The sequence below is a fragment of the Chryseobacterium nakagawai genome (genome assembly GCF_900637665.1).
Lineage (GTDB): Bacteria > Bacteroidota > Bacteroidia > Flavobacteriales > Weeksellaceae > Chryseobacterium > Chryseobacterium nakagawai.
In genome coordinates this window covers 3,549,636-3,574,763 of sequence record NZ_LR134386.1, presented here as the reverse complement: position 1 = coordinate 3,574,763, position 25,128 = coordinate 3,549,636, and the positions used below count along the sequence as shown (strand labels likewise).

19 protein-coding genes are annotated in these 25,128 nt (G+C 34.7%); 8 read left to right on the top strand and 11 right to left on the bottom strand.

Annotation, left to right across the window (positions count from 1 at the left end):
- Nucleotides 1-16: 16 nt before the first annotated feature.
- Genes EL260_RS16145 through EL260_RS16135 form a run of 3 tightly spaced genes read right to left on the bottom strand, consistent with a single transcriptional unit; the run spans nt 17 to nt 1,232 of the window.
- On the bottom strand, nt 17-220 hold the full coding sequence (locus tag EL260_RS16145) for a hypothetical protein (protein ID WP_063970968.1): 204 nt from the start codon (nt 218-220) through the stop codon (nt 17-19).
- Nucleotides 221-239: 19 nt separating this feature from the next.
- A complete protein-coding gene (gene xth / locus EL260_RS16140; protein WP_123856279.1) occupies nt 240-1,016 on the bottom strand; it encodes an exodeoxyribonuclease III in 777 nt (258 codons plus the stop codon).
- A gap of 15 nt (nt 1,017-1,031) precedes the next feature.
- Entirely contained in the window at nt 1,032-1,232 is a 201-nt protein-coding gene (locus EL260_RS16135) for a hypervirulence associated TUDOR domain-containing protein (RefSeq protein ID WP_123856278.1), read from the bottom strand.
- 270 nt (nt 1,233-1,502) lie between these two features.
- On the opposite strand from EL260_RS16135, the gene EL260_RS16130 reads away from it, so the two are divergent.
- The 3 genes from EL260_RS16130 (at nt 1,503) to EL260_RS16120 (ending at nt 5,515) form a co-directional block, all read left to right on the top strand.
- Nucleotides 1,503-1,784, top strand: coding sequence for a helix-turn-helix domain-containing protein (locus tag EL260_RS16130; protein ID WP_123856277.1), 282 nt, complete (start codon nt 1,503-1,505; stop codon nt 1,782-1,784).
- A 95-nt stretch (nt 1,785-1,879) separates the two neighbouring features.
- Nucleotides 1,880-3,337, top strand: a complete 1,458-nt coding sequence (locus EL260_RS16125; RefSeq protein WP_123856276.1) for a DUF3945 domain-containing protein — start codon at nt 1,880-1,882, stop codon at nt 3,335-3,337.
- Between the two features lie 57 nt (nt 3,338-3,394).
- Nucleotides 3,395-5,515 (top strand): type IA DNA topoisomerase, encoded by a 2,121-nt coding sequence (locus EL260_RS16120; protein WP_123856275.1) that lies wholly within the window; start codon nt 3,395-3,397, stop codon nt 5,513-5,515.
- A gap of 269 nt (nt 5,516-5,784) precedes the next feature.
- Here the strand turns inward: EL260_RS16120 and EL260_RS16115 are convergent, their stop codons facing one another.
- Genes EL260_RS16115 through EL260_RS16085 form a run of 7 tightly spaced genes read right to left on the bottom strand, consistent with a single transcriptional unit; the run spans nt 5,785 to nt 13,501 of the window.
- The gene (locus EL260_RS16115; RefSeq protein WP_102980703.1) at nt 5,785-6,234 is read right to left on the bottom strand and encodes a hypothetical protein; all 450 of its coding nucleotides are present in this window, start codon (nt 6,232-6,234) and stop codon (nt 5,785-5,787) included.
- A gap of 27 nt (nt 6,235-6,261) precedes the next feature.
- Entirely contained in the window at nt 6,262-7,371 is a 1,110-nt protein-coding gene (locus EL260_RS16110; RefSeq protein WP_102980702.1) for a hypothetical protein, read from the bottom strand.
- A gap of 18 nt (nt 7,372-7,389) precedes the next feature.
- Nucleotides 7,390-9,183 carry a DUF262 domain-containing protein gene (locus EL260_RS16105; protein WP_123856274.1) on the bottom strand — a complete coding sequence of 598 codons (1,794 nt, stop codon included), beginning with the start codon at nt 9,181-9,183 and terminating at the stop codon, nt 7,390-7,392.
- A gap of 47 nt (nt 9,184-9,230) precedes the next feature.
- Nucleotides 9,231-10,154, bottom strand: a complete 924-nt coding sequence (locus EL260_RS16100) for a hypothetical protein (protein WP_102980700.1) — start codon at nt 10,152-10,154, stop codon at nt 9,231-9,233.
- 47 nt (nt 10,155-10,201) lie between these two features.
- Entirely contained in the window at nt 10,202-11,974 is a 1,773-nt protein-coding gene (locus tag EL260_RS16095; protein ID WP_123856273.1) for an AAA family ATPase, read from the bottom strand.
- Nucleotides 11,974-12,447 carry an ABC-three component system middle component 2 gene (locus EL260_RS16090; RefSeq protein WP_102980698.1) on the bottom strand — a complete coding sequence of 158 codons (474 nt, stop codon included), beginning with the start codon at nt 12,445-12,447 and terminating at the stop codon, nt 11,974-11,976. Before EL260_RS16090 ends, EL260_RS16095 begins: the two co-directional genes overlap by 1 nt.
- Entirely contained in the window at nt 12,434-13,501 is a 1,068-nt protein-coding gene (locus tag EL260_RS16085; protein ID WP_123856272.1) for an ABC-three component system protein, read from the bottom strand. Before EL260_RS16085 ends, EL260_RS16090 begins: the two co-directional genes overlap by 14 nt.
- Before the next feature lie 263 nt (nt 13,502-13,764).
- On the opposite strand from EL260_RS16085, the gene hsdR reads away from it, so the two are divergent.
- Genes hsdR through EL260_RS16065 form a run of 4 tightly spaced genes read left to right on the top strand, consistent with a single transcriptional unit; the run spans nt 13,765 to nt 21,147 of the window.
- Nucleotides 13,765-16,119 carry an EcoAI/FtnUII family type I restriction enzme subunit R gene (hsdR, locus tag EL260_RS16080; protein ID WP_123856271.1) on the top strand — a complete coding sequence of 785 codons (2,355 nt, stop codon included), beginning with the start codon at nt 13,765-13,767 and terminating at the stop codon, nt 16,117-16,119.
- 14 nt (nt 16,120-16,133) lie between these two features.
- A complete protein-coding gene (locus EL260_RS16075; protein ID WP_123856270.1) occupies nt 16,134-17,579 on the top strand; it encodes a type I restriction-modification system subunit M in 1,446 nt (481 codons plus the stop codon).
- A gap of 6 nt (nt 17,580-17,585) precedes the next feature.
- Entirely contained in the window at nt 17,586-19,268 is a 1,683-nt protein-coding gene (locus tag EL260_RS16070) for a restriction endonuclease subunit S (protein ID WP_123856269.1), read from the top strand.
- A gap of 4 nt (nt 19,269-19,272) precedes the next feature.
- The gene (locus EL260_RS16065; protein ID WP_123856268.1) at nt 19,273-21,147 is read left to right on the top strand and encodes an AAA family ATPase; all 1,875 of its coding nucleotides are present in this window, start codon (nt 19,273-19,275) and stop codon (nt 21,145-21,147) included.
- A gap of 19 nt (nt 21,148-21,166) precedes the next feature.
- Here EL260_RS16065 and EL260_RS16060 read toward each other — a convergent pair whose 3' ends face one another.
- Entirely contained in the window at nt 21,167-21,481 is a 315-nt protein-coding gene (locus EL260_RS16060; RefSeq protein WP_123856267.1) for a hypothetical protein, read from the bottom strand.
- A 637-nt stretch (nt 21,482-22,118) separates the two neighbouring features.
- Here EL260_RS16060 and EL260_RS16055 point away from each other — a divergent pair.
- Nucleotides 22,119-25,112, top strand: coding sequence for a SusC/RagA family TonB-linked outer membrane protein (locus EL260_RS16055; RefSeq protein ID WP_123856266.1), 2,994 nt, complete (start codon nt 22,119-22,121; stop codon nt 25,110-25,112).
- Nucleotides 25,113-25,128: the final 16 nt, after the last annotated feature.

The following is a 25,128-nucleotide window of genomic DNA, read 5'->3' as shown; positions in this document are numbered from 1 at the left end:
GAACCGAGACACGGTACTAAATCAGTTTTCTCTCTTTGGCAATAACGGCAAGGTGGAAAGGCGTTTTCGCACCGCATAGCTTTTTTATAATTGTAAGTCTTTTCTCAATGCTGCTCTTACTTGTAATGATCGATTCGTCGTCCTCAAGTTGTTTCGGTATATCACCGATCTTCAGACCTTGTGACAAGTACTTTAGTATCAAAAAATCTACTTTTTCCATTTAACAAATTTAAAAATAATTATGTTCTGTCGAGTTCGATCCAGACAGGTGCATGGTCACTGCTTTTTTCCCAGCCGCGGACTTCCTTGTCGATACCCCCTCTGAGCAGGCTTGATTTCAAATATGGGCTTAATAAAATATGGTCTAATCTGATTCCCGCATTTCTGTCGTACGCTTTGTATAGATAGTCCCAAAATGTATAGATCGTTTCATCTTGAAATAAGGTACGGATAGAATCTGTCCATCCATTTTTCAGAAACTGGCTGTAAACTTGTCTGACTTCTGGTTGAAAAAGTGCATCATCTTTCCATCTTTCAGGTTTATAAACATCTTTTTCAGTCGGAATAATATTAAAATCGCCTATCAATATGGCAGGCAGATTCATATCGATAAATTGTTTTGTTCTTTTTTTTAGACGCTTGATCCATTCCATTTTGTATTCAAAATTTGGCCCTGGAAAAGGATTTCCATTCGGTAAGTAGAGACAGCAGATCACGATCTGGTCAATAATCACTTCAAGATAGCGGCTTTGAATATCATCTGCATTACCAGGCAGTGAACGCTGGACTTCTGTCATGTCAAAACCTCTAGATAGGATTGCTATTCCATTCCATTGCTTTTGTCCATGCCATATCGCCTGATAGCCGGCTTGGTTAATTTCAGCAATAGGGAATTTTTCCTGCGGCGCCTTCAATTCCTGAAGGCATACGATATCTGGCTTTGCATTTTTCAGCCACTTAAGGAGGACAGGCAGGCGACTGTTGATGCCGTTCACATTGTATGTTGCTATTTTCATCGTTACGACTTACGTTTATATTTTCTTTAAAGCTGAAGCTTTGTGGACAGCACTTTTACCGGTCTTTTCGCTCATCACCTCATATTGCGGGCTGTCTTGAGAAGCTCTTCTCTGCCTGTTTATAAAAATAAAATCGCTGGTATGAATTGTTGTGATGATTCCATGGGTCTCTCCATAACGAAATTTCCATTTGACCTTATCTCCTTTTTTCAACATTATTTTTATTTTATACCGATTTCAATATGATCTGATAAACCAATATAAAGACAAAAACCATACCTTATAAAAGAACCTTTTTACTTTATATCATACGATATTCAGTACGACGATAAAACCGATTAAGATATTTATTCTAAAATATAAATACAATAAATCTTTTCGGTACTACGAAAAGGTAGTGATTTTATGTGATGTTCAATTTCCAACTTTACCCTATTAAAAGTTGATCAACTGTTCAAATCATTATTAACATCAAAAATCACCGTTATGAATACCGAAAGAACAGAATTTATAGCATGGATGGAAAGAATCATGGAACGATTTGACATCCTTAAAGAACAAGTGTCATCTAACCAGTCCAGATTCATAGAGATCGACGGCGAGGTACTGTTGGACAATCAGGACGTATTACAACTCTTAAAGATCAGTTCAAGATCCCTGCAACGCTACCGCACTGACAAGAAGCTGCCATACTACACCATTAGTGGAAAGCTTTATTACAAGCTGTCCGATGTCCATCAGCTCATCAGAGAATGTTTAAGTACATAATGAAGTAGGACAGAAGCTGCCAAAAAAGTAGACACAGTTCCAAATCAAAACAATCACCACCCATCCCTCTATCTTCATCGCACAAAATATCTGCTATGGAAGAGAAGGTACAGAATGCAACCAATGAAACGAATAAGATCGAGTCGGTATCTGACACTTTGCTTGTCCTGAACATCAACACCAATGCGGTCGAGATGGTCAAAGGCATAGACAAGGAAGGAAACCTGCAAAAGTTCCCTCCGGAAGATAAAAAAGACAATGACCAATTGATCCGGGTTGACAAGCACGGCGACCTGTTCTCCAACTTCTTTTCTAATTTCTACCGGCAGCTTAAAAACCCTTCGCATTTCAATTTCTTCAAGGTCTCGGAATATGATGCGGTCCATACCGCGAAAGACCTTCAGCAATATGTTGATCAGGCATCCCCTGAAGAAAAGGAAAAGCTGAAAGAATATGCAATACAATTAAAAAATACAAACCCATTAAAAAATCAGAATACAATGGAAAACAACACAGACAATCAGGAATACCGTTTCCAGCCGGAACAGATCGACTGGAAGACGATGGAAAAATTCGGGCTCAATCGTGAAAAGCTTGAAAAAATGAATGCCATGGATCCTCTGCTCCGGGGATTTAAAACCAATACCTTAATTCCTATCACCATCAATCTGGGAACAGCGGTCAGCAAGATGGATGTCCGTCTATCACTCCAGACCGCAGACAACGGAGAGGTTGCCGTGAATCTGCACGGCATTCGCAAAGAGCCTAACTACAATCTTAAGTTCCTCGGTCACGAGTTCACTGACGAAGACAAGAAAAACCTTAAAGAAAGTGGCAATATGGGAAGGGTCGTCGATCTGGTCAACCCCAAGACCGATGAGATCATCCCATCAGTCATCAGCCGTGACCGACTGACCAATGAATTGGTTGCGTACAGGGCAGAGTATATGAAGATCCCGGATGAGATCAAGGGCATCAAGCTGGATGATCACCAGAAGCAGACCTTACTCGAAGGTAAGCCACTTTATCTGGAAGGAATGACCTCCAAAAAAGGAGAACTGTTTGATGCTACTGTACAGTTCAACGCTGACAAACGCTATGTTGAATTCATTTTCAACAACAACCAGAACCAGCAGCAAACGCAACAGCAGAGTCAATCTACCTTGCAAAATCAATCCAAAGGTGGGGAAGCCCCGAGAGTATTCCGTGGAAAAGAACTGGATGATGCACAGTATGATAAATTCAAAGCAGGGCAGACGGTGTATGTTGACGGACTTGTTGACGGCAAAGGAAAAGCCTACCAAGGCTACATCACCTTCAACAAGGAAACATCTAAAACGGATTTTTCTTTTACCAACCCCAACAAATTGAAAGAAAAAGCCCAAACATCAGAAGACCATAAGACACAGAAAGCGGTCAATTCCGATGGCAAGACGAATGAAGCCACCAAGAATCTCAAAGAGCCTTTAGATTCCAAACAGCAACAGCCTGCCAACAAGCAACAGGAAGCCCAGCAGAAGAAACCCGTCAGATCCAAAGGGCGCAAGATGTAATCCAAGACTTACAATTACAATCACAAAAACAATTCTAATCATAATAAATCCAATCCTATGAAAGCCATCATCGCAGAAAAGCCAAGTGTTGCACGAGAGATCGCCCAATTGTTAAATGCCAACGAAAGAAAAGACGGTTACCTGGAGGGCAACGGTTACTGCATAACCTGGGCATTAGGTCATTTGGTGTCATTGGGAATGCCGGAAGATTATGGTATAAGAGGCTTTGACAAAGCCTCTTTACCTATCTTTCCAGATCCATTCCTGTTGATCCCAAGGTCCATCAAAAAGCAAAACCACAAAGGTTACCAGCCTGATCCGTCAGCCCTCAAACAATTAAAGATCATACAAAATATCATCAATAGATGCGAAAGCATTATTGTAGCTACCGATGCGGGAAGGGAAGGAGAGCTGATCTTCAGATACATCTACCACCATCTAGAATGTAACAAACCATTTGAAAGACTGTGGATCAGTTCCCTTACAGAAAAAGCCATACAGGATGGCTTCAAAAAGCTACAGTCCGGTTCAGCATTCGATGGTTTGTATCAGGCAGCCAAAGCCAGAAGCGAAGCCGACTGGCTGGTCGGGATCAATGCCACCCAGGCATTGAGCATTACCGCTAACCAGGATGTTTATTCCTTAGGCAGGGTACAGACCCCGACATTAGCTTTGATCTGCAAAAGATTTGATGACCATCAAAATTTCAAACAGAAGAAATACTTCCAGATCCAGTTAAAGCACCGAAAAGAATACCTGGATTTCACCAGCCAGTCAACTGAACAATGGGAAGACAAAAAACAGGCAGAGCAGATCCTAAGATCCATAGAAAGAGAGGGCAGGGCCACTGTTGAGAATGTCTCAATCCAAACTTTAAAAGAACCAGCACCCCTACTTTTTGACCTGACAGAACTTCAGAAGGAAGCCAACAGAAAATTGGGACTATCAGCCGATGAGGTCTTGCAGACCGCACAGTCACTTTACGAAAAGAGATTCATCACCTATCCAAGAACTGGCAGCAACTATATTCCCGAAGACCTCTGGGCGGAGATCCCGGAGCTGGTCAGAATTCTCAATACGGTCGATCAATTCAAACCTGCCATTTCAACCCTTAAATTCGGGAACTTCAACAAAAGGATGGTGAATGACCTCAAGGTGACCGACCATCACGGACTTCTGATCACTACAAAGATCCCATCAGCGATCACCGCAACGGAGAAAGCCATCTACGATATGATCGCCTATCGTTTACTGGAATCCCTTTCAGAACATTGCTCCAAGCAGGTCAGTCATATTACGCTCAAAGTGCACCACTATGAATTCAGCATCAAAGGATCAAAAATACTGACCAAAGGCTGGCGAGCCATCAAAGGGTTACTCTCAGAACATAACGATAATAACAAAAATAACGACAGCAATTCCAATAACAATAAAGTTGAAAAAACACTCATTGAACTTCCTGAATTCAAGATCGGGGATGAACTTAAAATTTCCCAAGCTGTGCTACAGGAAAAAACAACCCAACCGCCCAAACTGTACAGTGAGGCAGATCTGTTATCGGCGATGGAAAATGCAGGAAGATCGATTGAAGATAAAGAAGCACAGAAAGCCATTTCAAATATCGGGATCGGTACACCTGCCACCAGGGCATCAATCATTGAGACATTGCTCAGCAGAAACTACATCAACCGAAAAAGCAAGGCTCTAGTACCAACCGAAAAAGGAATCAAAGTTTACCATCTTGTCAAAGACCAAAAGATAGCCAATGTGCAAATGACCGCAGAGTGGGAGATGGCATTGGACAAGATCGAAAAAGGCGAGCTCAGCTCAAAACGATTCATCACCGATATCAAAGACTACACAACAGAGATCACCAAAGAACTTTTATTATTATCCATCGCTCAAGAAAACATCCCGGAACTCAAATGCCCAAAATGCAAGCAGCAAAACCTTATCATCAAGGACAAAATCATTAAATGTCCAGATGAGCAATGCAACTGGTTACAGTTCAGAACTGTTTGCGGAGTACAGCTCAGCATAGAGCAGATCACTTCACTCATCAACAACAGAAAAACCCCACTTATCAAAAATATGAAAGCAAAAAACGGAAAAAAGTTCAGTGCCTACATCGTTTTGAAAGAGGATCACAAAACCATCTTTGAATTCCCTGATCACTAAATTTATTTTAAAATAAGTATCTTAGAAATAAAAAACTATGAAAGTGTTTTTATGTTATAAACATTCATCAGTAGAGATCAAATGGGATCTCCCATTCCTTCCCCGTATCGGAGAATATATTTAAATTACTGAACTTTTATCCGAAAAACAACTGGGAGCCAAAAAAGATTATCTTAAGATCATCAATATCTCATGGTTTCTGTATAAAGATAGCACGGAGTCATCGATTGAAGTTCTTTTAGAATAAATGGCTCAAGTGAAAATTCACGTTACATTAAATCTAAAATTCTTAACAAATCAACGAGATGTTCAGCTTTTGTTCTGTTAGATATTTGAAAAATATTTGGATTCGACACTTGATATGTCGAAGTCCAAATCGTTTCATAATTAAAATTTTCATGGATATTTTCAACCGCCCAAACGGTTTCACCTCTAAGTCGTGTTGCACAAATTATGACATCACAATTAAAGTCATTTACCAATTCTAGCAATCGTTCAAGCAAATTTGTGTTAGGATCACCTTGAGATTCAATTCCTATAATTCTGCCATTTATTTGAACTACTAATCTAAAATCGTCTTCCTGATTTACAGCTAATGGAATTGGAAATATTGGAACTAGATCAGTTAAGTTATTAATAATAATTTCTGCTAAAGCTCTTAAAGTTTCTGTTTTTCCGGTATTAGGATTATTCCACAGTGCTACGATTGTTTTTTTCATAAGTCTAATAAAGATTTTTGCTTGTACTTAATTGATATTGTCATCTAACCTGTCTCTCGCTTCACTCAACCATTCTCTATTCAAACTAATAATTGAGAATGGGATTACAGGATTATTACGATGATTAAAAACAAAAATTTTAGAAAAAAAGTTTTGCTTAATATCCAATGCTGCATTTTTATCCAAATTAAATTTTTTCCAATTTTTGAAAATTTTATCTGGTACATAAAAATCAAATTCTGTCGAGTCTTCTTCATCTCTATGTTCAGAATATACAGTTAGGCGCCAGACATTAGGTCGATCATTCCACCAATGAATTTCAGCTTTCAAGGCCTTTAAACTATTGAAATTTTGAATTTTATTCAAAATATTGTTCTCTCTTCTTGTTCTTGCAAAAAGAAAAACCATATCACCTGTTTCCAAAAGACCTACATATGAATATCGAATAGCTTCATTTGAAAAATTGATTATTTGGCTTAATAAATTGTCTTCCTCAAGTAAATTACTTGCTATTTGATGTCTTAGATCAGTAATGTCACCAGCTCTGTCTTTTAAAAAATTGTAAAGTTGGCGAAGTTCAAATGAAGAAAATACACGCAGTGTTATACTACTAATTGAATTGATTTTCTCAATAGTATCATCATCAAGAAACCATTTTAATGAAATAAGTGGCACTTTGTTATTTGCTGCAAACTCAACAGCTGGTGCACTAAAATCGTTAACAGATGCGACCCCAACTTGATATAAGTAACGTGTTCTGCTATCAATTGCATAGGAAGCTCTTCGATTATTTTTTCTTTCTTGAAGACTATCACGGGTAACTATTTCAAATTCATTAATGTCGTTTCTAAATCCTACAGCATTTCTTATTATGGGCAGTCCAACTTTATTGGTTTTTCCATAAGATTTGCACTCAAATATTAATTGCGTAGGGTATGCAAATGGCATCTGTATGGGAGGATTCATTATTATATCTGCATCATGTGCAGCACCTCTGCCATTAATAAAGAATAGACCCATGCTTTCGTAGGAAAAAATTCCCTCCGGATCAACCTTAACATTTGTGAAACCACAATTTTTGAGCATTTCACGAATGATATATTCCAATAATGCCCCTTTTATATTTTCTGGTGCCATTGTTCTATAATTATCTAATTACCATATTTGAATAATATCGTTAGCAAGATCCTCAGTTCTCTTCACAATTTTAGTCTCGTTCCAAATTTTATCCCCACCTTCGTATGGTGTCAGTATATCAAATTTTGTTATTCCCAAATCAGCATAATCTTTGATGCCTTTTTTTCTTCCTTCCCCTTTAATTTTTCTATCAAATTCGTAATTTCTTAAAGAAGTGTTTAAGGAACTATTAAGTAAGGTCATGTTACCGATATGACTAATTTTCGCCACACGCTCTTTCTTTGCTGTGTCTCGATCAGAGATTAATATTCCATTTGCATCTAAAATATCAACATTGCTCCAGAACTGTTCCCATTTTTGTGGCATCAGATGTTCTAGAGAATAATTATATTTAAGTTCCTTAACTGATTGTTTTCGGTCGTTTGCTCTGCGATATAGCTCTATCCAGAACAGAAGTAATGTGGCATTTTTATTGACTATCGATGTTAAACCATTTTTTATATTATCATCAGTCTGCTCGAAGAGTTTAAGATCAATTGCCGAATTATCCCTAATAAATTCTTTACACATCTTGTTATAACTTTTCGTTTCTGATTTGGTTATCATTCTTCTGACAACTAGTGATTCAACTTTTGAAAGTTCTTTAAGAAGTTTGGTTTCATCGTTATCGTACTTATAGAAAAGAGATAGAACATAAGGATGAAATGTGGAAATTTCACATATGTTAAGAATATGGAATAGTCTTATATAGTGATCTTGGTAAGTAAAAAGCGTGCTTGGATTAAAAACCAATATTTTTTCTCTAAATAATGTTGCATATTTCGCAATCTCACTAATGAAATCCTTTAGATTACTTCTTGAAATATTAAAAATATAATTCTTATAAAGATTGGAAAGGTCTGACAAAGTATGTTTATCGGGGTCGAAAAAGCCTTTTATAACGGAAATTGAATGTAATAAAATCTCTATATTATCACGCATTAATCTTCCTGTAGCTCGTGGAGTATCCCAAAAAATAATTGCTTCCTCATCAATTGTAAAGACATTCTCCCAATTTGACTGATAAAGCTCTTCAACTTCTCCTTCTGTATCAAATAGCTCTAAAGCTTTCTGAAATAAGGCATTTTTAACGATATCTGCACTGCTTAGCCTAACACCAGCACTGTTGATTGTATCAAATATCGTTTGTTCATTTTCTTTTTCGGACAAATCGATAATAACCAGAATTTTGTTCTCATCATCTAATAATCTGTTAAATAGCTCCAAGCGGTCTTCCAATGAAATGTCTTTTAATCTTTCAGAGAAATACTTATAACATTGATATATTTTACTATTTTTTGAAGTTGTCTTAGTAGCAGCATTTTCTACTGTTATTGATTCGTATAGATCATCAGGTATTTTATTATTGATAACATCATGAAAGTGAGATCGGTCTACTTTTGAATGACTTATTTTAACAAAATAATTTTTGTCAGTTTTATTTTTTTTAAAGAATAGATAATTCCTTAGAGCATCTTCACTATTTTCTTGTGTCTCTGTGTCAAAACCGTTAAAAATTGCTCTAAGTAAAATGCTTAAGGTGGTAAGTCGTTGTTGTCCGTCAATTACCAAAACTTCTTTTGGCTTACCAGATTGTTTCTCTTGTTGTTTTAGAATTAGTGACCCAAGGAAATGACTTTTCTCAAAATCTAATAAATCAGTTAGTATATCATCCCAATTTGTTATGTCCCAAACATAACCACGTTGAAAAAAAGGAATTCTCACAAGACCTTCATTTCCTAAAAATGTCAACGACATTGCTTCAGCTTTCATGTATAGTTTTTTATATTGTTATTAATTAAAATTTATAAATACTGCAATTAATCATCATCATCCTGAAAATATATATTTTTATCACCAATAATTCGCACTTTTTCGAGTCGGTCTTTTTTCATTGGCTCATCTTCGAGAATCGTTAGCATCTCATCGATTATTTCAGGATTATTTCTGATATCGAGCATGTATCTGATATATTCATTGCTTGTATAGTTACCAAATCCAAGAGGTTCTATATTTTTCACAAAATTGGTCATACCATCATTCATCTTACCTGAGAGAAGTAAAATTAATAGCTCTCTTTGAAGATGTTTTTCTTTTTCAAAGGTAAATTCTTGTTCAATAAAAATTTTATAGGGTTTGGAGAACGTCAGAATATCGTAGGTGTTGATATTTCTATTTCGTGATTCATTTTGAATGATTTCGTAAAGCACTGAACATATCTTTTTTAATAATTTTCCAATGAACCTTTTTACCGAAATACTGTTTTCTACCATTGGTTTTATTCCATGTTGTTCAGTTACTTTTAACTCTGATTTTAGAAATGCGATAAAGCGAAAAAGATCTTGATTGGGTTCATAAACAGATTGCAAGTTATATCGACTATATCGGGTTGTCCGGTAAAAATCGGTCAATAACTGCAAAAACTTGACATGTTGTTTTCCAAAATTTAATGTATGTTTCTGCTTTATTCTATTTAAAAGATCCATATGATTATGAGTAATCAATGTTTTTTCAAAATCTGATTGATTAACCTTTTCTGTATGCTCACTAAGAATAATTGTTATTTTCTGTAGTCTTTCGATACCAATAGATATATTATACAAAAACTCAAATATCTCATGTTCATAACGAAAATATTCAATCTGATCGAAGGAATACAATCCATTATAGATCATACTCCCTGCAACATGAAGCTCGGTACCTAAGCGAAAATTTTTCCAAAATAGTGAGGGATCTTCATACATATCTTTTGTAATATTAATTTTTTACAGCCACTAAGCTAGAGTATGAACTAATGTTGAGGAATGAAGCCATGTCCGAATCCTTTAAATTCAATGTGATTAATTTGATCTAAAATATCGTTGGGTGGTACTTCGTTCTCTAAAATTATAGTTTGTTTGATTTTTGTTTTAGCTATATATCTGTAAAAATCCATTGCCAAATTTAATTCGATTCCTTCTCCGTTTGCATTTGCTTTCTTGTACGTAACTAGCGGAGAATCTAATACAGGAACACCAATTCGGTACGTATTGTCTTCCATCAGCTCATTTAAAGCAATTATATATACTGAATAGTAAATAGCTCTATAACCTTTTCCATAGGTATTTCTAAAACTATTTCCTATTTCAAATTCAAACGATTCACTACTATAATTAACAATTTTATTTTCCCCGATTTCTTTCAATATTTCGGACATTCTTTTACAAAGTTTTTTTGTCACATCGGATGTTAAAGTAGGGTAGTTGCCTTTAGATATTGGAATTGATGACTCTAAATCTCTGATAGTTTGCGAAAAAGAATTGGTTTTATTAATAATATCCCGAATGCCGATCAATTGACTTTTCTTGTTATTTAACGTTGTTAGAATTTCAATTGTTTTATCCAATTCATTACCGATTCCGTCTTTTAACTTTATTCTTAACTGCTCAAGTTCAGCTGTTGTAGATGATAGCTTTTTATCAATATCTTCCTTTTCTTCACTAATTAAACTTTGTGAAACTTTTAATTCTTTTAAAAGCGAATTTATTTTTTCGATTTCTGATTCGCAAGAAACAATAATTTGCTCTATGTCCAGTGTTTTAGTGGCAATTTCCTGCTTGCATGTAGGACAAGAAGCATCATTGTTTTCGGACATAAATATACCTGATTCTATCGTAGATTTAAGTCTTAAGACATCGCTGTTATATTGTTGCTCTAATATGTAAGATCTTTTTAATAATTCCGTAATTTCATTATGTCGTTTATTTAAATCTGTAAAATCAACATTTTTATTTTTGTAATCGCTTTCAACAGACAAATAGTCCTTTTTAATTCTAGCAAAATTCAGTGTGAAATTATTTAAGGAAACATCAATTTTCGCTAATTGGCTTTCAATATCATCAATATTCAAATTAGAATCGATTTCAGTATTGCTGATAAATTCATGCAACAAATCAATCTTTCCTTTCCTTTTCTGTATCTCCTGACTGGAGATCTTTTTTTGAATATTGCTATCATCATTCCCTGTAAGGAAAAACCTTAAAGTATTTGATTCTTCAGTTTCTCTCGTATAATGAGATACGATTGGAGATGCTTTTGTGATTATGCGTTCTTCATCAATTAAGGCTAATTTTATAACATTTCTGTAGGATAAATTTATAGTATCTCCTTTTACATTTTTTCTAATTTTCTTATTTTCAATATTGTTCAAGCTTAAGAAGAAACTATTCAAATTATCTTTGGAGTTAGAATCTAAATTTCTTTTCAAAATTTCAGGTTCGGAACTTAACTTATTGATTTTAGAACGATATACCTTATAAGTATTGTTATTTTTAATTTCTGTTTCAATTGTGTAGACCTGATCATCTGCTTCTATTTCAAGAAAAATATTTGAATAGCCTTTTAGTTCGGGAATTCCTTTCAATTTATCTGATGAACCTAACATAAAATCGAGGCAATCAAATATAAATGTTTTACCAGTATTGGATGGTCCGGAAATAACATTTAAACCAAGTTTAAATTGAACAACAGCGTCTTTTTTATTTTCTCCTGTTAAACGTAATTCTTTAAAGATATATCCAGCCATTATTTCAAAATTCCAATGTTAAATTCTGTATGAGTTAGGTTATTTCCAGTGCTAAAAATATTTTTCAATATTATCTCATCAATAGACTCATATTTCTTAAAAAACCATTTTACACGCATTAACAACTCTCGGGTGTATTCCTCTGATAGTTTTTCCAAAAAAGGTGTAGAATCTTCAGTTGCTGTATAAGTGATACCTTCTGCATCATAACTTATATCTGCCAAGTTTTTATAAAGTAAAAAATCCATGCTGTCTTTGATTAGGTTTCTTTTTATGAAAATCTCACTTTCTCTGTATGGAACAGGGGCATGAATACTTAAGGTGTTATCATCAAAATCCCCGGAGTGGATTATGATATAGTCTATGTAAATTAAACTTTGCAAGGTGACTTTTTTAGGAAAAGCTTCATTTAGTATAGAGAGCAATCTTAGACCTATCTCTAATGGATTATTGAACGGATTATTTTGACTCATCTTTCCATATTATTTTTTTGTCATTAACTAATTGATGACAAATCCCTTTTCTATCGTTAACAATGCTTACTGTTGTCAAAGGATTTGATGATAGTTGGAGAGTTGAAGCTAATTGCTCAGAAGCTTTAATTTTCTTAAATGCATTGTCGTGGGAATCCTCAACGGTATCAATAATTCCATTATATATCTCATCCTGAAAATCTTGAAAAGTGTTTATTGGTAAACTATCCCTATAGAAGTTTCTGAGTTGTTCTGCATAATGAAAATTTATTCTAGTCCTATTAAAATGATTTTGATAGTTCAAATTCGTTTGTAAATCAGTTTGACTTTCATATTTGGTTTTAGACTCGTCTCCATAAGAAATAAATAGCTGTTGAACATATACTAATTCGTTTTCTTTAATTTGATCAATAGCAGCTTCATCAATTTTTGGTCTGCTTGGAAGACCCCCTCCAAATCTTATAATATGGTTAGGATGGTTTTTATGTTTATCTAAAATCTCTTTGATGTTGGTTTTTTTGAAGATTCCGAAATCAAAATTTTCGAAATAGTTTAAAAATTCACCTTCCAATTTAACATCTGCATTTTTAGTGATTTTTGTTTCACAACTTTGAACCCAATTATCCTTAATTTTCTGCTTCAGTAGATCTTTATCTGTAAGTAATTTTGATAATGAGGTGCCACAACCTTTAGGCGCAACAAAAAAGTATTTTTCCGGAATCGGATAATCTTTTTTAAAAGTATAATATAGTATTTTTCCAATCTCTACATAAACGTCGGATGGGTGTAATGAATGGTCATAATGTTTGCATTGGAAACAATCCCACTTGTAATTTTTTACCGTTGCTGGTTCAATATATGCTATTACATCCCTGCCATTATCGTTTGCTCCGCCAATCCTATCAATTTGAACATAATCATCTTTAAGTACTTCTAAATACTCCTTGGTGAAAAGTTCCCATTCTTCTGGTGAGAATATTTCTATCCTCTTTATAGGAACAATGTTAGCTCCATTCGTAACTTCAAAATTTGATGTAAATTTTTTTTCTAACATTATCTTTGTTGATTAAATATTTTGTTTTACTGAGATTTACGAATTTAACAAATATATCAACTTTTCCTTTCACCTCTTTACGGATTACCGTAAAAGAACAAAAATAGTACATTAGTAAAAATATTTTGTCAGTATTTTTACTGAGTTTTCTAGGAATTTGCATGTAAGTAATATTGTACGAAAAATGCTTTTCCACAGTAGATTTTCTAGTAAAAGAATTATATTATATCTTAGCTAATTCAAGGGGGATAATTGGTGGCAATATGAATAAAAAGAGTTTAACAGAACGTGATATTTGTTCCAAATACATCACACCTGCATTGATAAATGCAGGGTGGGATTTGCATATTCAAATTCGAGAAGAATTTCCGCTTACCAATGGAAGAATTATTGTCCGTGGCCAATTACATACCCGTGCTAAGAATAAACGTGCTGATTATGTGTTGTTTTATCAACCGGGAATTCCAATCGCAATTATCGAGGCCAAAGACAATAATCATACAGTTAGTGCTGGAATGCAGCAAGGACTTGCTTACGGAGATATGATTGATGTTCCTTTTGTATTTAGCTCCAATGGTGATGGCTTTTTATTCCACAATAGCATTGCTAAAGATGGCAAAATTGAAACTGAAATTTCCTTAGAAGAATTTCCTTCACCAGAAACATTGTGGAAAATATGGTGTGAATATAAGGAGATAACACCAGCTCAAGAAGCTATAATAACTGAAGATTACTACAGTGATGGTGGTAACAAAATACCCCGCTACTATCAACTACTAGCAATAAATAAAACTATAGAAGCCGTTTCAAGAGGAGACAATAGAATTCTTTTGGTCATGGCAACTGGTACTGGCAAAACCTACACTGCTTTTCAAATTATTTGGAGATTATGGAAATCAAAAACTAAAAAAAGGATTTTATTTCTTGCAGATAGAAATATTTTAGTGGATCAAACTATGACGAATGACTTTAAGCCTTTTGGGTCTGCAATGACTAAAATATCAAAAAGACAAGCTAATAAGTCATATGAAATTTATTTGTCTTTGTATCAAGCTGTAACAGGAAATGAAGAAGAGCAAAATATATACAAACAATTTTCACCGGAATTCTTTGATTTAATTATCATTGATGAATGTCATAGAGGTAGCGCAGCTGCTGATTCTAATTGGAGAAAAATTTTAGAATACTTCTCTGGTGCAACACAAATTGGTTTAACTGCTACGCCAAAAGAAACACATGAGATATCCAATACTGATTATTTTGGGAAACCAATATATACCTACTCTTTGCGACAGGGTATTGATGATGGATTTCTTGCCCCTTACAAAGTAGTTAGAATCGATTTGGATAAGGATCTTACTGGTTGGCGGCCTGACAAAGATATGGTCGATAAATATGGTAATACTATTGAAGATAGGATCTACAATCAAAAAGATTTTGATAAAACATTGGTGCTTCTGAAACGGACAGAGCTAGTTGCAAAGAAAATATCTGAATTCTTAAAGCAAACCAATCGATATGACAAAACAATTGTTTTTTGTGATAATATCGACCATGCTGAAAGAATGAGACAAGCTTTGGTAAATGAGAACAGTGATATTACTGCGACGAATAATAAATATGTTGTTAGGATTACTGGTGACAACGAAGAGGGGAAAATGGAACTGGATAACTTCATTTTTCCAGAATCGAAATTTCCTGTTATTGCCACAACATCAAAACTAATGACAACAGGTGTCGATGCACAGACTTGTAAACTCATAGTCCTCGATCAACGGATTCAATCTATGACCGAATTCAAACAAATTATAGGTCGGGGTACGAGGATAAATGAAGATTACAACAAATTTTTCTTCACCATTATAGACTTTAAGAAAGCAACTGAATTATTTGCTGATCCTGATTTTGATGGAGAACCAGTTGTTATCTATGAACCAAAATCTACTGATTCACCAGTACCACCAGAAGATGATTTTGATAATGCTGAACATAATATTTCTGTAAATAATGTTGGAAATGAAAATCATGAAGACAATGCTTGCAACACAGCGTCTATCAAAAAATTTTACGTAAATAATGTTTCAGTTTCAGTAGTTGCTGAAAGAGTTCAGTATTTTGATGCACAAGGCAAACTTATAACAGAGTCATTAAAAGATTACACAAAAAAAACTCTTGAGAAAGAATTTACTTCTTTAGATGATTTTTTAACGAAGTGGTCAGATGCTCAGAAAAAGAAGATTATAATAGACGAATTGGCGAAAGAAGGTGTTTTCTTTGAAGCTTTAGCAGAAGAATTGGGTAGAGATCTTGATCCCTTTGATATTATTTGTCATGTGGCGTGGGATAAACCACCTTTGTCAAGAAAAGAGAGAGCTGAACAGGTTAAAAAAAGAAATTACTTTACGAAATATGGTTTGCAAGCACAACAAGTTATTCATGCCTTACTTGATAAATATTCAGATGAGGGCGTTGAACCCATAGAAGAAACAAAAATCTTAACCATTCAACCTTTTACAGATTATGGTACTCCACTAGAGATTATTAAAATCTTTGGAGGTAAAGTACAATATGATAAAGCGGTTAAGGAGTTAGAGCAACAAATTTATTCATATAAATAATTTAAATACTATATATGTCATTAGGTACATTAATAAAAACCATACAGGATATAATGCGGAAGGACGTTGGTGTCGATGGAGACGCACAACGAATAAGCCAGATGGTTTGGTTACTTTTCCTTAAAATATTTGACGACAAAGAAAAAGAGTGGGAGATAACGATTGATGATTATAAATCACCGCTTCATAATCGTTTCAAGTGGTCTAGTTGGGCTGCTGATGATGAAGGAATGACTGGAGAAGAATTAATTGATTTTATTAATAATGATTTATTTCCATCTTTGAAAAAACTTTCGACAACTGCTGGTGTTTCACCGCATGGTAAAATTGTAGGAAGTGTTTTTGAAGACGCCTATAATTACATGAAGTCAGGAACACTTTTACGTCAGGTAATCAATACGATTCAGGGTGATGTAGATTTTAATTCCTCAAGTGACCGACATATTTTTAATGATATCTATGAAAAGATATTGCAAGATTTACAATCAGCAGGTAATGCAGGAGAATATTATACGCCACGTGCAGTAACACAATTCATGGTTGATATTCTGAATCCGCAGTTAGGAGAACGTGTTTTTGATCCAGCATGTGGAACTGGCGGATTCTTGGTGAATGTAATTGAGCACAAGAAAAAATCTTTTAAGACAAATAAAGATATTGCCAAACTGCAAGACAATATTCACGGGATAGAAAAAAAACCCTTACCTCACATGCTTGCAATGACCAATATGATGTTACACGGCATAGATATACCGAGCAATATTAGACACGATAATACCTTGAGCAAACCGCTTAAAGATTACGGACCAAAAGACCGAATGGATGTAATTATTACCAATCCACCATTTGGAGGTGTTGAGGAAGACGGTATTGAAAAAAACTTCCCAAAAAAATACCAGACCAGAGAAACTGCCGATTTATTTATGGCCTTAATCATGCACTTGCTAAAACCAGATACAGGAAGGGCTGCCGTAGTTTTACCTGATGGTTTTTTATTTGGAGAAAGTGTAAAAACCAATTTAAAGCGAGAACTTTTAAAAGAATTTAATCTTCATACAATTGTTCGCTTGCCAAAGGGAGTTTTTAGTCCTTATACAGGTATTAATACTAACATCTTATTCTTTGATAAAGGCGAACCAACCAAACACGTTTGGTATTATGAGCATCCCTATCCTGCAGGCTACAAATCCTACTCAAGAAGCAAACCTTTACGAATTGAAGAGTTTGATTTAGAAAAAAAATGGTGGAACAACCGCAAGCAAAATGAATATGCTTGGAAGGTTTCTGTAAAAGAAATTGAGGATAAAAAGTACAATCTTGATTTTAAAAACCCTCATTTTGTTGATGAAGTTCATACTGATCCAGAAGTATTGATAAAAGACTATGAACAAATAAGCAAAGAACTTATTGCTACACGAGATTTATTGAAAAAAGAATTAATGCAAGCATTAGGAAATTAGCAAAAGATGAAATTATTAGAAAAACATTTTGAAATTGCATTAGAAACTCCTGAAGGCATTACCCGATTGCGTGAACTGATTTTAAAATTAGGCATACAAGGAAAATTAGTAACCCAAGATCATAAAGATGAGTCTGGTATTATATTAATAGAAAAAATAAGAATTGAAAAACAGAAACTAATCGATAAAGGATTAATTAAGAAGCAAAAAGAACTTGAAAAAGTTGCAGATGAAGAAATGCTCTATACTCTTCCAAAAGGATGGGTATTTGAAAGATTAAATAATGTCATTGATGTTCGGGATGGTACTCATAATTCACCAAAAGATGCTACTGGTATTAATACATTTCCTTTAATAACTAGTAAAAATTTTATTAATGGAATAATTGATTTTGACAGTGCTAGAAGAATTTCGGAAGAAGATCATATTGAAATATCAAAACGTTCTAATGTTGAAAAGGACGATATTCTTTTTTCAATGATTGGTGGCAATCTTGGTAATCAAGTAATAGTTTCAGATAATCGTCAATTTAGTATTAAAAATGTAGCATTATTGAAATTTTACAATAAAGATTTAACCATTCCTTTTTTTATCAAAAAATATACAGAGTATTTAGCTTTAGATATACAGATGAAAGCAAAAGGTGGTGCTCAACCTTTTGTTGGTTTAGGTGAATTAAGAAACCTAATTATTGGACTTCCTCCTGTTGAAGAACAAAAAAGAATAGTTGAAAAAATAAACCAACTAATTCTTTTATGTGATAAGCTAGAAGCAGAACGAAATCGCAAAAACAAATTACAACTTCAAATAAATTCGGCAGCTATTAACAACCTAATTAAAGCTAATGACGAAATAACATTTAATAATGCTTGGAGTTTTATTGCCAACCAATTTGATACTCTATATGCAGTAAAGCAAAATGTAACCGATTTAAAAGAAGTAATTCTAAATCTAGCCATGAGAGGTAAGTTAGTCTCTCAAGACAATCATGAACAATCTGCGATAGAATTGCACAAGGAAATACTTATCGAAAAAAGCAATTTAATTAAAAGCGGAAGTATTAGAAAACAAAAAGAACTGCCTGCTGTTAAAAAAGATGAAATCACTTATGAATTACCTAAAAATTGGAAATGGGTTAGATTAAATGATTTCGGTACTTGGAAGTCAGGTTCAACACCAAATAGAAGTAACAGTTCATTTTATGAAGGTAATATTCCGTGGGTTAAATCAGGGGAAGTCAAGCAAGGAAAAATAAAATTCACAACCGAAACCATTACTGATTACGCATTAGAAAAATGCTCATTACATATCAATCCTATTGGTTCTGTTTTAATAGCAATGTATGGAGCTAATATTGGCGAAGCTGGTATTTTAGAAATTGAAGCTGCAACAAATCAAGCGGTTTGTGCATGTAATACTTTTGCAGGGATAGACAATAATTTTTTATACAACGTCATTCTTTCTTTGAAAAACAACTTTATTTCTCAAGGTGCTGGTGCAGCTCAACCAAATATCTCTCGTGAAAAGATTATCAATACTGTTGTTCCGTTACCCCCCTATGAAGAGCAAAAAAGAATTGTAAATAAAATTAATCAACTCTTTGAACTTTGCGAGACACTAGAAAAAAAAATTGAGCAATCATCAAAAAAACAATCTCAAATCCTAAATGCGGTTTTAGCACAAATATAGCACTATGAGACTTAAGTATTTACATATAATAGGAGAGTACAAAAACCTAAAAGATTTCAAATTAGATTTTGATGGCAGCAGTTTTATAGATGTTTTTGTAGGTAAAAATGGTACTGGTAAATCTAATTTGTTTGAGGCTATAATCGAAATTTTTAGGCATTTATTCGTGTCCGATTATGAAATAAATTTTGATTATAAAATAGTATACGAACTTAACAAGGAAGATATAAACATTAGTTGGGAAGCAGGAAAACTACTTCGCAATGGTAATGAATTAAAATCAATCCCTAAAAATAATTTGCCCGACAATATTATAATCTACTATTCTGGTCATAATGATAAAGTATCAGATTTAGTTACACAATATGAGCAGGAATTCAAGAAGAAAGTTAAAGGTGCAAACGTTGATGATATTAGAGAATTTATAGGTATTGGAAAAGAATATAAATCATTATTATTGGCTATTTTATTATTACAAAATGATCACAATAATGCGAAAAAATATATAAAGCAAAAATTAGGAATTAGCCAAGTTAGTCATGAAGTGAAAATTGTTTTAAAAAGACCGGATTATGCAATAGATAATGAGGGTTTCGATGTTGATCCATTTGATAACTCAACTGCTTTTTGGAAAGCAGAGGGTGTTGTTGGTGAATTTTTAAAAAAAATTGATACAGTTAAAAAAGGTGCACAATTGCCGGAAACTAGAGACCGACAAGAAGGATATTTTAGAAATACAAAAAATCAAGATGAATATCTTCTCTATTATGACATAGCTGATATGCAATCAAAATTTTTAGAAAATAGTTCCTTAGATTTATTTAGAAGTTTTGACAATTTGAAAACTATTGAAATGTTAAAAGAACTTTCTATAGTTGTTACTCTAGAAAATGGAACTGTAGCAAATATTAATAATTTCAGTGATGGTCAATTCCAAACAGTCTATATTTATTCTATCGTAGAATTATTTAAAGATAAAAACTGCTTAACTCTTCTAGATGAACCAGATGCTTTTTTGCACCCAGAATGGCAATTTGATTTTTTAAAACAAGTATTAGAGATTAACGAGAAAAAACTAGAAAGAAACCATGTGCTTTTAAGTAGTCATAGTGCAATTACTTTGCTTCAAAGCGAAGAGCGCAAAGTGAATTTTTTTAAAATTACTAATAATAAACTAAATATATACAAAGTAGATAAAGCTTATGCAATTTCTCAATTATCTTCGCAATTAATCAATCTCCAAGTAGATAAACAAATATTGAGTATAATCCATACACTTGGACAGGATAAGCCAATTCTTTTCACAGAAGGATATTCTGACCCAATAATTTTAAAATATGCCTATCAAATACTTTATGACACAAATGATATACCTTTTGAAATATGTTTTGGTCATGGATGTTTGTATCTGAGACTGCTTTTACAAAATAAAAAGTTTTTAGACGAAATGAATGGTAGACCTATATTTGGTTTATTTGATTTTGATGAGGCATATGGTGAATGGAGCTCTATAAAGATGAATAAAGATTTACTTGAGAATGATTTGAAAAAGGGACTTGCTAAACAGTTCAATGACAGAGAAAGCTATGCATTATTATTGCCGATACCTAATATACCAGAAATATTACCCCAAGTAATGAAAAGTGATGGGACGACTTATGAAAACTATTCTAAGTTAGAGATGGAACATCTATTTTATTCAGATACAACTAAAGAAAGTTTTCACGAAGTTGAAATAACTGGAGGAGCAAAAATAATCGAAATTAGTGATGCTCGAAAAATGAAGTTTTCTACAGAAATTGTACCTAAATTAACAAAGGCAAGTTTTGAAATATTTAGACCAATGTTTGAGTTTATAGAGAGCAAAGTTTCTTCTTAAAGCATGCAAGTCTTATTTTTTATTTATTTTGATAGGCTTTTGATACAAGTGCTCCTTTTCTTTCCTTATCGAATTTGAGGAGTTTGTTATTTTCTTCAACTCTAATAAAAAATTCAGACATTGATATTTCAAAAAAGTCGCAGATTGCAAATAGTTTACTACAAGTTACATTATGGTCAGTGGAAGTGTACCTTTCTAACCCTAGATTTTTACCAATTTCATTGAAATACTGATTGTTTTCATCTAATAGAGCGGTACCTCTCTCTTTATACAGTTCTTTAATAACCTCAGATATTGCCTCAGTAAGTTCACTTATTTTTATTTGTTTTTTCATTAAAACAAAAGGAGTAATAAAAAAACACGATTACAATTACACATGTGTAAATAAATTTGTATATTAGCAAAATGTTACATTTAAAATTAATGTAACTTTGCGATACTTCAAAAAATATTAGAAGCTATTGCTTAGAATCTAGTCATTGAAAACTGGTAATTTTTAATTGGGACAAGAGGATAAGCAGAAAGCTCACGACCTAGGCGTGGGCTCTCTTATCTGTTCCCAAGGGTATACCAGTGCCTCAATGATGGATGATGTAGAGTCCCACGCCGTCTTTTTTCCAATGCAGTTCGCCCATCTCTACAATAAATCTAAGCCCGCTTCCTAAAAATACAGTATCAGATTATACGATACAATAGGAGGGTACAACCTATTGCGGCTTTAAAAAGCTCACACGGGACACAGATTTCATTCATATTAAATTCTTTCCGGTGCCTTGCGGTCACTGCTTACAGAACCTCACCAGTCCTTTTTCACACCAAAGGGCATCAGGAAAGTTTTTATCCATCGATGAATCCATCACATTAATTACAAAAAATAAAAAAACAAAAAAGCCCCTTCCCATACAGTTTGACGACATAGGGAAAGAGCAGATCAGTAATTAATTTAACGATTAAAAACCTTTTACAAATCTATGAAAAATTCCTATTACAAGATAGGAGGTATTTTCTTTGGCCTTATGCTGACAGCTGTCAGCACCAACACAAAAGCCCAAACACGCACCATTTCCGGTACCGTTACTGTAGCCAATAAACCGCTTTCAGGAGTAACCATCTCCCAAGAAGGAAGCAATCAGGTAACGACTACCAGCGAAAACGGAACCTATACATTACAGGTTTCAGCAGAAAATCCCATCCTATTGTTCAGACATCCTGATTATGCTGAAGAACGAATCACAGCCACCAATCAGACCGTCGTCAATATCAGCTTAGAACAAAAAGTAAAGGGAATCGAAGAAGTTATTCTCAACGCTGGCTACTACAAGGTCAAAGACAAAGAAAGAACCGGTAGCATCGCCAAAGTTTCAGCAAAAGACATAGAAAATCAACCCGTGACCAATGTACTTGCCAGTGCGCAGGGTAGAATGGCAGGAGTAAGCATTACCCAAAACTCAGGAACTCCCGGAGCAGGTTTTGATATTCAGATTCGTGGGCGAAACAGTCTCCGCACCCGTTTGAATTCGGATACCGACGGAAACCAACCCCTGTATATAGTGGATGGTGTTCCTATCGGAGGGAGCGTTACTTCAAGATACGGAGCCGGAATTTTACCGAATGCCGATATCAATCCTTTAAATGCAATCAGCCCCAACGATATTGAAAGTTTTGAAATTCTCAAGGATGCCGATGCCACTGCCATCTACGGTTCGCGGGGAGCAAATGGAGTAGTACTCATTACCACCAAAAGAGGAAAGAGAGGAAATGTTAAACTTTCCCTGAATTCTTCTTATGCTCTGAGTCAGACTTTATCTAACCTTAAGATGATGAACACAGAACAGTATATTGCCATGAGAAAACAAGCTTTTGCCAATGACAATATTTCTGTGTATCCTGTCAATGCCTACGATGTGAACGGTGTTTGGGACAGCAACCGTTACACGGACTGGAGAAAAGAACTGATCGGGAATTTTGCCACTTTGTCCAACACACAGCTTTCATTAAGCGGAGGAAGTGAAACCACCAGTTTTCTGGTAAGTCTGGGACATATGGAACAGACCATGGTATTCGGGCAGGATTTCAGGTATAGAACGAATACGATTTCCGGAAATATCAGCCACCGCTCTCAGGACAGGAAATTCAGTTTTAACTCATCCAGTTTATTTTCATCATTAGATAATAATCTGATCAATTCTGATATCACAAGGAATGCGTACAGTCTTTCTCCTAATGCACCCGCTTTATATGATGCTAACGGAAATCTGAATTGGGAAAATAATACGTTTACCAATCCTGTTGCCGCTTATGAGAATTCATATTCCAACGATAATCTTCAGTTCATGAATAATATGAGTGCAGAATATGAAGCATTTGAGAATTTCAGAATTAAGGTTAACGGAGGATTTAACTATAATACCCTTGAAGAATGGTCTTTACGCCCAAGTACAGCTTTTAATCCTTCCACCGGAGCAACTTCACTTAATTCACAGTCTTCCAAAAGTAATATGAACCGTTTTTCTATGGTCGTCGAACCACAGATCACCTGGCTGTTTAAAAAAGGAAAACATCAGCTGGATATTTTGGTGGGAGGAACTTATCAGAGAGATACCAACGGATCAGGTGCTATTCAGGGAACCGGTTATGAAAGCAATGCCTTTATTAATAATATCGGAGCGGCACAGACCAAGGTCATTCTGGATCATATCACCACAGAATACCGATATGCAGCATTTTTCGGAAGGGTTAATTATCAGTTTGATAAAAAATATATTGTCAACATTACCGGTAGACGGGATGGAAGCAGCAGATTCGGAAGCAATAACAAGTTTGCCAATTTCGGTGCGGTAGGAGCAGCATGGCTGTTTTCGGAAGAGAATTTCCTGAAAGATAGTTCATGGTTGAGTTTCGGAAAACTGCGAGGAAGTTTTGGTTCCTCAGGTAGTGATAATATCGGAGATTATCAGTATCTGAATACATTCGCAACATCAACGCTGATTTATAATGGGACATCAGGACTCAGCCCAACCAAATTATTCAATCCTGATTTCAGTTGGGAAAGAACAGTGAAAATGGAGGCGGCTCTTGAACTGGGATTGTTCAAAAACAGACTGAACATGACGGCAGCATATTACAGAAACCGCTCCGGAAATCAGTTGGTAGGCTACCAGCTTCCAGCAGTAACAGGGTTCAGTTCGGTTTTAGCGAACTTGGATGCAGTTATTAAGAATACAGGCTTTGAATTTGAATTGAGAGCAGATGTTCTGAAATCTGAAAACTTCTCATGGAATAGTTCTTTTAATATAACATTTCCTCAGAACAAACTGATTTCATTTCCGGGTCTTGAAGGTTCTACCTATGCGAACAACTATATTGTTGGAGAACCCATTTCAATCATTAAACTGTATCAGTTAACGGGCGTAAATCCCGCTACCGGATTATACAGCTTTACGGATTTCAACGGTGACGGAAGAATCTCATCACCGGACGACCGCCAGATTGTGGAAAATATAGGGCAACGGTTTTTTGGAGGATTAAGCAATGAGCTGAGATACAAAAACTGGAACTTATCTTTCCTTTTACAGTTTGTAAAACAACAGAGCCGAAATTACAACTCAATTATAACCTCACCGGGCATTATGACCAATCTTCCGGTGGAAGCGCTCAATGTCTGGTCTCCTCAAAATCCAAACGGACTTTATATGCCGTACCGATCTGTGAATTCATCTTCTAACAGTCTTTTTCAGACCAGTACAGCCAGTGTGTCTGACGGATCGTTTATACGCTTGAAAAATGTTCAGATCAATTATACCATTCCGATGCGCTCATCAGTATTTCGGGAAGCTAAAGTCTACTTTCAGGGACAGAATCTTCTGACATGGACGAAATATTTCGGAATTGATCCTGAATTTACATCTGTAGGTTTCTTACCCCCTTTACGGACTTACTCATTGGGAGTACAGCTGACCCTTTAATTAAATGATTTTGATT

Excerpts from the sequence above, each read along its gene's own strand:
- EL260_RS16145 (WP_063970968.1), bottom strand. The coding sequence starts at position 220 with ATGGAAAAAGTAGATTTTTTGATACTAAAGTACTTGTCACAAGGTCTG.
- xth (WP_123856279.1), bottom strand. The coding sequence starts at position 1,016 with ATGAAAATAGCAACATACAATGTGAACGGCATCAACAGTCGCCTGCCT.
- EL260_RS16135 (WP_123856278.1), bottom strand. The coding sequence starts at position 1,232 with ATGTTGAAAAAAGGAGATAAGGTCAAATGGAAATTTCGTTATGGAGAG.
- EL260_RS16130 (WP_123856277.1), top strand. The coding sequence starts at position 1,503 with ATGAATACCGAAAGAACAGAATTTATAGCATGGATGGAAAGAATCATG.
- EL260_RS16125 (WP_123856276.1), top strand. The coding sequence starts at position 1,880 with ATGGAAGAGAAGGTACAGAATGCAACCAATGAAACGAATAAGATCGAG.
- EL260_RS16120 (WP_123856275.1), top strand. The coding sequence starts at position 3,395 with ATGAAAGCCATCATCGCAGAAAAGCCAAGTGTTGCACGAGAGATCGCC.
- EL260_RS16115 (WP_102980703.1), bottom strand. The coding sequence starts at position 6,234 with ATGAAAAAAACAATCGTAGCACTGTGGAATAATCCTAATACCGGAAAA.
- EL260_RS16110 (WP_102980702.1), bottom strand. The coding sequence starts at position 7,371 with ATGGCACCAGAAAATATAAAAGGGGCATTATTGGAATATATCATTCGT.
- EL260_RS16105 (WP_123856274.1), bottom strand. The coding sequence starts at position 9,183 with ATGAAAGCTGAAGCAATGTCGTTGACATTTTTAGGAAATGAAGGTCTT.
- EL260_RS16100 (WP_102980700.1), bottom strand. The coding sequence starts at position 10,154 with ATGTATGAAGATCCCTCACTATTTTGGAAAAATTTTCGCTTAGGTACC.
- EL260_RS16095 (WP_123856273.1), bottom strand. The coding sequence starts at position 11,974 with ATGGCTGGATATATCTTTAAAGAATTACGTTTAACAGGAGAAAATAAA.
- EL260_RS16090 (WP_102980698.1), bottom strand. The coding sequence starts at position 12,447 with ATGAGTCAAAATAATCCGTTCAATAATCCATTAGAGATAGGTCTAAGA.
- EL260_RS16085 (WP_123856272.1), bottom strand. The coding sequence starts at position 13,501 with ATGTTAGAAAAAAAATTTACATCAAATTTTGAAGTTACGAATGGAGCT.
- hsdR (WP_123856271.1), top strand. The coding sequence starts at position 13,765 with ATGAATAAAAAGAGTTTAACAGAACGTGATATTTGTTCCAAATACATC.
- EL260_RS16075 (WP_123856270.1), top strand. The coding sequence starts at position 16,134 with ATGTCATTAGGTACATTAATAAAAACCATACAGGATATAATGCGGAAG.
- EL260_RS16070 (WP_123856269.1), top strand. The coding sequence starts at position 17,586 with ATGAAATTATTAGAAAAACATTTTGAAATTGCATTAGAAACTCCTGAA.
- EL260_RS16065 (WP_123856268.1), top strand. The coding sequence starts at position 19,273 with ATGAGACTTAAGTATTTACATATAATAGGAGAGTACAAAAACCTAAAA.
- EL260_RS16060 (WP_123856267.1), bottom strand. The coding sequence starts at position 21,481 with ATGAAAAAACAAATAAAAATAAGTGAACTTACTGAGGCAATATCTGAG.
- EL260_RS16055 (WP_123856266.1), top strand. The coding sequence starts at position 22,119 with ATGAAAAATTCCTATTACAAGATAGGAGGTATTTTCTTTGGCCTTATG.